Origin of the sequence: Pseudoalteromonas porphyrae (assembly GCF_001298125.1) — a bacterium.
Lineage (GTDB): Bacteria > Pseudomonadota > Gammaproteobacteria > Enterobacterales > Alteromonadaceae > Pseudoalteromonas > Pseudoalteromonas neustonica.
The window spans coordinates 1-10,089 of the sequence record NZ_LHPH01000039.1 but is presented as its reverse complement, the minus strand read 5'-3'; the positions used below and the strand labels follow the sequence as shown (position 1 = coordinate 10,089).

Genomic DNA, 10,089 nt, shown 5'->3' with positions numbered 1-10,089 from the left:
TATCGCGACTCTCAATAATTGTTTTATCAGAGCTTTCTACTCCACCGAGCTTTGCCTGCCTGTCATAGAGCACCACATTACACGTCGCCGCTAAATTCATGCAGCCAATTGTTGGAATATATACAACCTCATCACACCAATTAAGTACCTCTTTACTTATTGAACCATCTTCAGGGCCAAAAATATAAAAAGCGTTTTCAGGGTGAATAAACTCAGGTAAAGGCGTTGCGCCTTCAATCAACTCAATAACAACAGCTTTAGCACCTGAAGGCTTGGCTTGAGCTAAATCTTCAACAGAGGTGAGTGGTATTCGCTCCAGCGCATTTTTAGTATCTGTATGAAATTTTTTGGCTTTTAAATAGCGAGTGCCCGAAAAAAACACTTGCTGAGCGCCATAGCAGCCTGCGGCGCGTAAAACACCGCCAACGTTAGTTGGGCTTTTTGGGTTTATTAAACCAATGGTTGCACGCACTTCACTCATTAATCACAATCCAAGGTAGGCCACTGCGCTACATATAAATCAAAATCATCAAGCTCAACATCACAGTCTTTTACTGTTTTATCGCGTACAGAGATACCAAGCTCATGCATAAGTTTTTTACTCCCCCTATTATTAAGTGGGTGCCATGAGGCAAGGCCGCGACCTTCATGCAAGCGACGATAACTGCAGCTTTGTGGCATAAAGAAAATATCTTTAAGATTTTCTTTGGTTAATTTTACACACGAAGGAACAAGTGTTTGACGGTTCTCATATTCGCTGCAACCGCACGTTTTGTTATCCAAATATTGACAAACTATATTGGTAAATATCAACTCTTCACCTTCGCGTAGCTGATCTGTCGCCGTAAAATCATCTTCGTCTTCGCTGTCGATAAACGTATTCAAACAGCATTTTCCACAGCCATCGCAAATGGCTTCCCATTCACTTTGTGACATTTGCTCAAGTGATTTCTCAAGCCAAAATTGGTTTTCAATCATGGTATAACTCAGTGCCCCTAATGGCGCGCATTTTAACGTAATTGAGCACCGCGCGCAAAGCCACAATTAGCTTTGCGCTATTTCGGCTTATATCGTTAGCGTTGTGAATTAACCCAACGTTTTATTTTAGCTTCTAAAATTGGCATTGGTAACGCGCCATCTATTAATATTTGTGTGTGGAACTCTTTAATATCAAAGCGTTTACCTAGTTGTTTTTTACTGTAATCACGTAGTTCTTGGATTTTAAACTGCCCTAGCTTGTATGAAAGTGCCTGCCCTGGCCATGCAATATACCGTTCAACCTCAGCGGTCACATCACTTAACGCCATAGATGAATTTTCTAGCATATAATCAATGCCTTGTTGACGTGTCCAGCCTTTAGCATGAAAACCCGTATCAAGGACCAAACGCATCGCGCGTAATTGCTCGTCAGCTAATCGGCCATACCACATGTATGGATCGGTAAATAAACCAAGCTCTTTTCCTAGGCTCTCAGCGTATAATGCCCACCCTTCAGCAAAGACAGTGTAGCCACCAAATTTACGAAATAGCGGTAACGACTCAACTTCCTGTTGCAGTGCAATTTGAAAGTGATGCCCTGGTGCCGCTTCATGGATAGACAGTGTCTCAAGTAAAAACTTAGGCTGCGCTTTTAAATTAAACGTATTTATATAGAATATGCCCGGTCGAGAACCATCCGGTGACGGTGATTGATAAGACGCACCTGCCGCTGATTCTGCACGAAAATCTTCAACAGCTTTAACGATATAATCTGCCTTTGGTGCAATATTAAATAAACTCGGCACACGGGCATCTATTTTAAGTTTTACTGCTTCATAGGCTGCGATAAGTTGTTCTGGAGTATCATAATAAAACTCATCGGATTCACGTAAATGAGTAAAAAAATCAGCTAAACTTCCTTCAAAGCCAACGTTATTTTTTACAGCTTTCATCTCACTAAGAATACGTGAGACTTCTTGTAGACCTATCGTGTGAATTTCATCCGCAGATAAACTTAATGTTGTATTTTTCTTGATTTGATATTCATACCACGCTTTACCATTTGGTAAGTCACTGTAGCCCACTGAATCGCGGCTTTGAGGTATATAGGTATTGGCTAAAAAGTCACTCATTTTTTTATAGGCAGGGACTAAACGATCCATAATAAGCGCACTGTATTGCTCAGTCAGTTGTTGTTTTTGTTGCGCTGTAAACTGTTCTGGTAGTTGTTTAATGGGGCTATAAAATAATGACTCTTTTACGTCGCTAACCACATGCGCTTTAAACTGCGGCAATAATTTTTCAGCTAGCGGTTTTGGTAACACTATTCGTTGCTGTATGCCTTGTTGCATCGCTTGTTCAACGCTGTCTAACCACGTTATGAAGCCATCTGCACGGCTTATAAAATTTTCATAATCCTGATAATTATTAAACGGTTGAGCACTTTGCGCAGAACCAAAACCCGCAAACGTATTATGCGCACCCGACATTTGATTAATTGGGATCAAATAACTTGGAAAGCCTTGTCCTTCAACACTTAATGCTAAATCGCGTTTCAATATTTGATAGCTAAGCAACGCTTGACCCGTTAACTGTTTTGAGTCTATCGCAACTAAGCGTTGTTGATAGGCCTCAGTAAAGGCGCGCATTTTATTGCGTTGTTGCTCAGAAATGGGATTTATAAATTGATTGTTATACTCGTTATAACCAATAAAAGTACCACCTAATGGGTTAAATTGAAGTGACTCTACAAAATATTGCTCAACTAATGTATTTAACTGCTGTGCTGAAAGCGATGTTGTTGCACTAGGCGCATTTGGTGTGATTTGCACCGTGTTGTTGCTACTTGAACACCCTGATAATGCACTTATAACGCACGTTACCAGCATTGTTAACTTAAAATTTTTCATGAAGATCCTTGAATATAAATAACCCGCGTTGTGAGTAAAAAACGATTACCATTCTGTTTTATTAGGCATTATGCTCTAACTGATATTTATTCGCATGTTAATCAATCCATTAACTACGAATTAGCGTGTTTAGTATACAATGTAAATCGACCTTGCTACATTTAAAAATTAATTCATACATAATCAGAAGAAACTAATGAATAAATTATCACTTAGCGTCCCCTTGAGCCTACTTTGCCTATCTGCTTTTAGCACTGAAGCAACAACCTACATTACAGCTAAAGCCATGCTTGACGTTAATAACGGCAAGCTAATTAGCACGCCACTCATTCAAATTGATAATGGCGTAATTACTCAAGTCAGCACGGGAAACTTACCTACGCTGCAACAAGGCGATGAACATATTCAATTACCTGAGTTAACAATTATGCCAGGACTTATGGATATGCATGTGCATTTAACCAGCGATCCTACCGTGCCTCGTAGTGAGCGTATTGGTCAATCAATCCCTCGCCAAGCAATAAAAGCTGCATACTTTGCACAAAAAACCTTAAACGCTGGTTTTACAACCGTGCGTAATGTCGGCGCACAAGGTTACAGTGTTATTGCTGTTCGTGATGGTATTAATGCAGGCGACATTATTGGCCCAAGAATTTGGGCCGCAGGACCATCGCTAGGTGTTACTGGTGGTCATTGTGATAATAACCGCCTGCCGCCTGAGATGAAGTACACGGCAGAAGGTGTTGCCGATGGTCCGTGGGCTGTGCGAGCAAAAGTACGCGAAAACATAAAATATGGTGCAAATGCTATTAAGTTTTGTGCCACTGGTGGGGTATTTTCTAAAGGCACTAAAGTCGGCATTCAGCAATACTCGCTTGAAGAGATGACAGCAATTGTGGACGAAGCCCATATGCGAGGCTTAACGGTCGCAGCGCATGCGCACGGTACCAGTGGAATTACAGCAGCAATTAAAGCAGGTGTAGATAGTGTTGAGCATGTTAGCTTTGTTGACGATGAAGCAATTAAGCTCGCGAAAAAACACGGAACTTGGTTTTCAATGGACATCTATAACACCGAATATACGCTCACTTATGGTGAGCAAAATAGTGTTGCACAAGAGAACTTAGAAAAAGAGCGTCAAGTATCAAAAAGGCAAAGAGATAGTTTTAGGCGCGCAGTTGATGCTGGCGTTAATATGGTGTTTGGTACAGACGCTGCTATTTACCCCCATGGTGATAATGCAAAACAGTTTTCTCGTATGGTTGAATTTGGCATGACCCCATTACAAGCAATACAGTCTGCAACAATCAATAGCGCAAAATTATTAAAGGTTGAGGATCAGCTTGGTCAACTAAAAGTGGGCTTTGCAGCAGATATAATTGCCGTAAAAGGAAACCCATTAAATGATGTGTCATTGCTTGAAAATGTTAGCTTTGTAATGAAAGCAGGCACAGTTTATTAATTATTATGGGTTAACCACAATGGTTGGCCCGCTTTATTTCGAACTTTTATTTTCTTACACCTCTATTAGTTGAATAAATTGTTACTATGTAAACCACAAAGAAACGAATAATAATAAGATTGTTTCACATTTAACTAATTTTAAGTGAATGGCAATTTTACCTTGTAATACAAATAACAAACATTATCATTACCTTAAATTTCAAAATGATACTTATTATTACAATGTTTAAATTCTCACTTATCTCGTTAGCCTGTTTATCATCCTATACTGCTTTTGCAACCGAACAAGCAGATCTTGAGCACATAACTGTGTATGAAAAGCAAAATCGCGTAATTTTAAATTCAGGGTTAGCCACAAAATCTGACATGTCACTAATGGAAACGCCTGCGCCAATCGTTGTCGTTGATCTAGCCCTTATTAATTCACAAGGCGTTGATAATTTACAAGACTTAGCACGTAATATAAGTGGCGCAACACAAGCAGGTAACAATTATGGTATTGGCGATAATTTAGTTATTCGTGGCCTTGGTGCAAATTATACCTATGATGGCATGTATGGCGGTGCAGGGTTAGGGAATACATTTAACCCTACACGCTCACTTTCAAACGTAGAATCGGTAGAAATTTTAAAAGGCCCTGCTACAGGTTTATATGGTATGGGCAGCGCTGGTGGTGTAATTAATCTTATTGAGAAAAAACCAAAGTTTGATGAGCAACACACAATTACTGCCGAAATTGGTCAATGGGATACTTACTCACTTGGGTTTGATAGTACGAATGCAATAACGGATGATCTTGCATACCGTATCAATATAAAAACAGCGCGAAGCGACGGGTATCGTGATTTAAAAGATGACCGTGATGAAATCTATGCCTCGCTTAAATACGTATTAAATGATCAACAAGACTTTTTAATTTCTGGGGCCTATATTAAAGACGCACTTGCTGTTGATTCAATCGGGCACCCTATTAGGATTTACAACGCTGAATCCGTAGGTGGCAAAACAGCAGATCAAATAACGGGAGATGACTTAGTAAACCACCCAACATCTGCGGGGCTGCAATTATCTGACGCTCAACGTCAACAACTAGCGGACTCTCTTGCTGGCTCTGATGGCTTAACACCCTATAAGTTTGGCCATAACGGCATAATTTCACCAATGGCAAAAGATAATGAAGGTGAAGAACTGCGTTTTAAATTAAGTCATAACTATTTTTTAACTGACGATTTATTTTTAAATCAACAACTCCAGTATCGTAATTTCACAACCAGCTTTGCCCGTCAAACAGGCGCGTATAATTATGTATATTGGAATAGAAGAAATATAATTAACGCAGATCCGCGTGCTCCATTAGTGATTGATGACGTACTTTACCCGTTTGCTGCTCGACGCCAAGAATATCGACAAGTAGAAGCTGACGAAAAATCCTTACAGTACTTTGTCGATTTACGTTATGACTTTGCACTTGGCGATATCGACAATGAATTTTTAGTCAATGCCAACTATGAAGACAGAGATATCCGCTTAACACAGCATTCTATCTACGACGCTGATAAAATGATTAAAAATAAGCAAGGCGATTTAATCTATCAAGGAAGCTTGCCGTATATCCTAGACATTCGTAGCCCTGAGTGGGGAGCGGGTAGCTTCGCTGATTATGATCCATTAATGACTAGTAACTATAACAAAAAAGTACAATCTTGGGGCGTTGGTATACAGCATGTTGCGTACATAAATGACGTAATTACAACCCGTGCTGGGGTTGCCATGAATAATATAAAACAAACCTATGAACACTTTGGAGTTGATGCACGTTATCGTGCCAGTGCTTCAGAGCCAACACCGCAACAAAGCACTGACAATAAAGGCATAACGTATAATCTAGGGGCAACTTATAGACCAACAGATAACATTGCATTATTCATTAATCATGCAAAAGGCCGAGCAGCCTATTCTGTTCTTGGGACTGTACTTGGAAATGAAGGTGATCGTGATGATTCTGAATCATTAAGTTCTGATCTCGGCATTCGCTTTAAAGCACTTGACGACCAACTTCTAGCATCACTCGTTGTCTTTAATACTGAACGTACAAACTTACAATACACAAACCCTGATTACGAGGATGGTGTATCGGATCCTGACGTACCAAAAGATTTTTTTGATGGTAAAGACCAAACAACCGGCATAGAGTTTGATTTAAATGCCGATATCAATGAGCAATGGAAAATAAATTTCAATGGTGTGTATCAAGATGCTCGAGATAAGAAAAACCCACATTCAAAAAATTACGATACACGTCAAAAAGGTGTGCCTCACGTAGCTGCAAGTACGTGGGTAACTTACAGCGCGCAATGGTTTGAGCTTTCTGAACCACTTCAGATAAGTGGCGGAATTAAGTACGTAGATGATAGAAGTACAAACTCAACATCATTTGGTATCCCAGATGGCTATGTACCAAGTTACACAGTGTATGATGCTGCGTTAAGCTATAAAACACAGCAATGGCAATTACAGCTAAACGTTAATAATCTATTTAATAAGTCTTATTATTCAAAGGCGATGTTCCTAGGCGGCATGCCGGGTGAAGAACGTAGTGCTAAACTAACATTTAGCTATACTCTATAGATTTAGTGACAATAAAACGCTATAGATTTAATGACAATAAAAAAGCGCACAAGGGAGTGCGCTTTTTGTTTACTAATTTAAAATCAGATTGTTACGACGATACGCCCATTAATTTCACCTTTTAACATATCATCAAAAATCTCATTAATATCTTCAAGACGTTTTTCTTGAACAATTGCTTTTACTTTACCTTGAGCGGCAAACTCTAAGCACTCTTGTAAGTCCTTTCGTGTGCCAACAATTGAACCAACAACCGAAACACCATTAAGCACAGTATCAAAAATCGGTAATGGCATATCGTCAGGAGGTAAACCGACCAAAACACATTTACCACCACGACGTACACTTTTATACGCTTGCTCAAAGCCAGGTTTAGAAACAGCAGTACAAATTACGGCATGCGCTCCACCGACCTGCTCAAAGATTGCCTCGCTTGGCACAACATCTTTAAAATCAAGCGTAATATCAGCACCTAACTCTTTTGCTAGGGCTAGTTTTTCTTTACCTGTATCAACAGCAATAACATTAAAACCCATCGCTTTAGCGTATTGGACAGCCAAATGCCCTAACCCACCAACACCCACAATAGCAACCCATTGACCCGGTTTTGCATCCGAGACTTTTAGTGCTTTATACGTTGTTACACCGGCGCAAAATAATGGCGCAGCCTCTGTGAAACCAAGCTCTTTTGGAATTTTAACAACATAATCACCGTGGGCTAAACAATACTCTGCGTAGCTGCCATCAATAGAGTAGCCCGTATTATGCTGTGACAAACACAATGTCTCTCTACCGTCTAAACAATATTCACAGTGGCCACACGCGCTATAAAGCCAAGGTACACCCACTCTATCACCAACTTCTAAGTGAGTAACGTTACTGCCCAATTGCTCAATAACACCCACGCCTTCATGCCCTGGAACCAATGGCATTTTTGGCTTTACCGGCCAATCACCGTGGCAAGCGTGTAAATCCGTATGGCAAATACCGCATGCTGCTATTTTAACCAGCACATCGTTTGGGCCTACTTTTGGAATAGGGAGTTGGCCAATTTCTAATTTACCTTTATATTCGTTGTTGATTGCTGCTTTCATGCTCATCCCTTGGTTGGTTAGGAAAATGTTGTAATGCATTTGGTTATGACTTATTGCACAACATAACCCACAATAGATGAGTAAATATTAATCCATATCAAACTTTGGTATTAATGCTCTAAAATAACACCGCAAAACCGTACTTACTCGTAAACCAGCTAATTTTACGTGCAGTAAAAAACAGACGTTAAAGCACAGGGTAAATCTTGCTATCGTATTTCATCGTGCTAGCATTGGTTTCATTATTTATTGAAACTTGAAAAGCCATGACGTTATCGGATAAAAATTATGCTTTTGTAATGCACTGCGGTGAAATGGGCAGCCGCTGGGGCTTTAACCGTACCATTGGGCAAATGTGTGGGCTTTTAATTATTACCAAAGAGCCAATGACAGCTAACGAGATAGCCGATGGCTTAAGTATTTCTCGTGGTAATGTCAGTATGGGTATTAAAGAGTTACAGTCGTGGCGCTTGATAAAAGTTCAACATATTCCCGGCGACCGTAAAGAATATTACGCACCTGCCGGTACTATTTGGGATATGGCAAATCGCGTGTTTGAAGAGCGTAAAAAGCGTGAAATAGATCCGACTTTAAGCCTGTTAAGAGATAACCTTATTGAGCCTGCCACCAATGACGATGAAAAGTTTGCTCAACAACAAATGCATGAAATTCACGACTTGCTAGAAACAGTCACCAAATGGTCAGCCGAATTACAGCGCCTAAGCCCAGAACAACTGCAAAGCCTAATGAAACTCGGCTCAGGCATAGGTAAAGTACTCGACTTTAAAGATAAGATTTTGAAGAAACAGTAGCAGCGATTTTATATCGCGTCTGTGCTTTTAGGTGCTATGTTCAAGGTTCAAGAGAATTTAACCACAGAGCACACCGAGATCACAGAGAAATATACAAGAGTTAATGTTCTAACTCTGTGCAGCGAGAAGCGCCTTTGTGTTCTCTTTGGTGAATAAAAAAATAAGTTGTTCCACATAAAAAACGCAGATAAGTACTGTACTTTATACACGTTCTGCTGACGGAGCTCTTTGAGCAAATTATAGTCATTGATATTGGCTAAGAGTAATAATTAATTGATTGGTCAAACTATTGTTTGCTCACATATTCAAGGATATGAGCGACGCGCGTATATTATTCCACTTAGCTTTGTTTAAAAGATATTAGAAAACTTAATGATAGTAATATCTTAGTTAATTTGTTAAAACTATATAAAGTATAAATATGAGTGTGGTCGGAGCAGAAATATCCGCCCTTCGCGCACTATARAATTGTTGAACTAAGCCGCTACGCGGAGATCCTATTCTGACCATTTGAGCCACACTTACCTTGGGGTTATCCCATAACTTGGAGGTAAGTCATGAATACACTCATTGAACAAGTCAAAACTGAAATAGCCTACCGTGGTTATTCACAAAGTACYTGTAAAAGTTACTGCGAGCATTTACTTAAACTCAGCCATTATTTTAATAAACCACTCGATTTAATTACTGATGATGAGCTGAATATCTTTTTTAAAGATCCYGCCATTCGCAAGCTCTCCAGAGCGAGTCAAAAARTACARATAAACAGCATTTGGTTCTTGTTTAAGAATATTTTACATCGCCCACTGAACTTAGATATTGCACTGCCAAAAGCGAAATTGCGCGCACCCACGTATTTATCGCGTGATGATATGCAGCGACTTATAGAAAGCTGCACTGACATGCGATTGAAAACGTTAATAGCGGTGTGTTATGGCTGTGGTTTACGTATTAACGAACTGCTGCGCATCAAAGTGCAAGACATCGATGGACAGCGTAAAACCATTTTAATTGAACATGGTAAAGGAGATAAATCGCGTTACGTAGTTGTATCAGATAGTGTACTGAATCAATTACGTTGTTACTGGAAAATGTATCACCCAACGGGTTGGATGTTTTACTCGCGATTGTTAATGGATAAACCTATGTCAGCATCGACCTTCAGGAAGCCATTGAGAAAACACGCACAAGCGTGTGGTTTAG

General features: G+C 39.8%; 8 protein-coding genes. 4 read left to right on the top strand and 4 right to left on the bottom strand.

The genetic code is table 11. The features are described 5' to 3' along the window. The 3 genes from ADS77_RS20775 to ADS77_RS20765 form a co-directional block, all read right to left on the bottom strand. Positions 1–481: RNA methyltransferase (locus tag ADS77_RS20775; protein WP_054456120.1), on the bottom strand; the 481-nt coding region annotated here is incomplete at its 3' end. After that, positions 481–978, bottom strand: coding sequence for a YcgN family cysteine cluster protein (locus tag ADS77_RS20770; RefSeq protein ID WP_054203723.1), 498 nt, complete (start codon positions 976–978; stop codon positions 481–483). The genes ADS77_RS20775 and ADS77_RS20770, both read right to left, overlap by 1 nt. Positions 979–1,073: 95 nt before the next feature. After that, complete coding sequence (locus ADS77_RS20765) at positions 1,074–2,888, bottom strand: DUF885 domain-containing protein (RefSeq protein WP_054456118.1); 1,815 nt, start codon at positions 2,886–2,888, stop codon at positions 1,074–1,076. A 196-nt stretch (positions 2,889–3,084) separates the two neighbouring features. Between ADS77_RS20765 and ADS77_RS20760 the strand changes: the two genes are divergently transcribed. Together ADS77_RS20760 and ADS77_RS20755 are read left to right on the top strand one after the other, a co-directional pair. Next, positions 3,085–4,350, top strand: coding sequence for a metal-dependent hydrolase family protein (locus tag ADS77_RS20760; protein ID WP_054456116.1), 1,266 nt, complete (start codon positions 3,085–3,087; stop codon positions 4,348–4,350). A 218-nt stretch (positions 4,351–4,568) separates the two neighbouring features. Continuing rightward, positions 4,569–6,980 (top strand): TonB-dependent receptor, encoded by a 2,412-nt coding sequence (locus tag ADS77_RS20755; protein WP_152960650.1) that lies wholly within the window; start codon positions 4,569–4,571, stop codon positions 6,978–6,980. A gap of 83 nt (positions 6,981–7,063) precedes the next feature. Here the strand turns inward: ADS77_RS20755 and adhP are convergent, their stop codons facing one another. Continuing rightward, complete coding sequence (gene adhP, locus ADS77_RS20750) at positions 7,064–8,074, bottom strand: alcohol dehydrogenase AdhP (protein ID WP_054456115.1); 1,011 nt, start codon at positions 8,072–8,074, stop codon at positions 7,064–7,066. Positions 8,075–8,340: 266 nt separating this feature from the next. Here adhP and ADS77_RS20745 point away from each other — a divergent pair, with 266 nt between their 5' ends. After that, positions 8,341–8,886: a GbsR/MarR family transcriptional regulator gene (locus ADS77_RS20745; protein ID WP_054203728.1), complete on the top strand. Its 546-nt coding sequence runs from the start codon at positions 8,341–8,343 to the stop codon at positions 8,884–8,886. Between the two features lie 557 nt (positions 8,887–9,443). Then, positions 9,444–10,089, top strand: a 646-nt coding sequence (locus tag ADS77_RS20740) for a tyrosine-type recombinase/integrase (RefSeq protein WP_054456113.1), incomplete at its 3' end; no start/stop codon positions are given.

What these genes read in the sequence shown, in the direction of transcription:
- adhP (WP_054456115.1), bottom strand. Translation starts at nt 8,074, where the DNA reads ATGAAAGCAGCAATCAACAACGAATATAAAGGTAAATTAGAAATTGGC.
- ADS77_RS20770 (WP_054203723.1), bottom strand. Translation starts at nt 978, where the DNA reads ATGATTGAAAACCAATTTTGGCTTGAGAAATCACTTGAGCAAATGTCA.
- ADS77_RS20765 (WP_054456118.1), bottom strand. Translation starts at nt 2,888, where the DNA reads ATGAAAAATTTTAAGTTAACAATGCTGGTAACGTGCGTTATAAGTGCA.
- ADS77_RS20760 (WP_054456116.1), top strand. Translation starts at nt 3,085, where the DNA reads ATGAATAAATTATCACTTAGCGTCCCCTTGAGCCTACTTTGCCTATCT.
- ADS77_RS20745 (WP_054203728.1), top strand. Translation starts at nt 8,341, where the DNA reads ATGACGTTATCGGATAAAAATTATGCTTTTGTAATGCACTGCGGTGAA.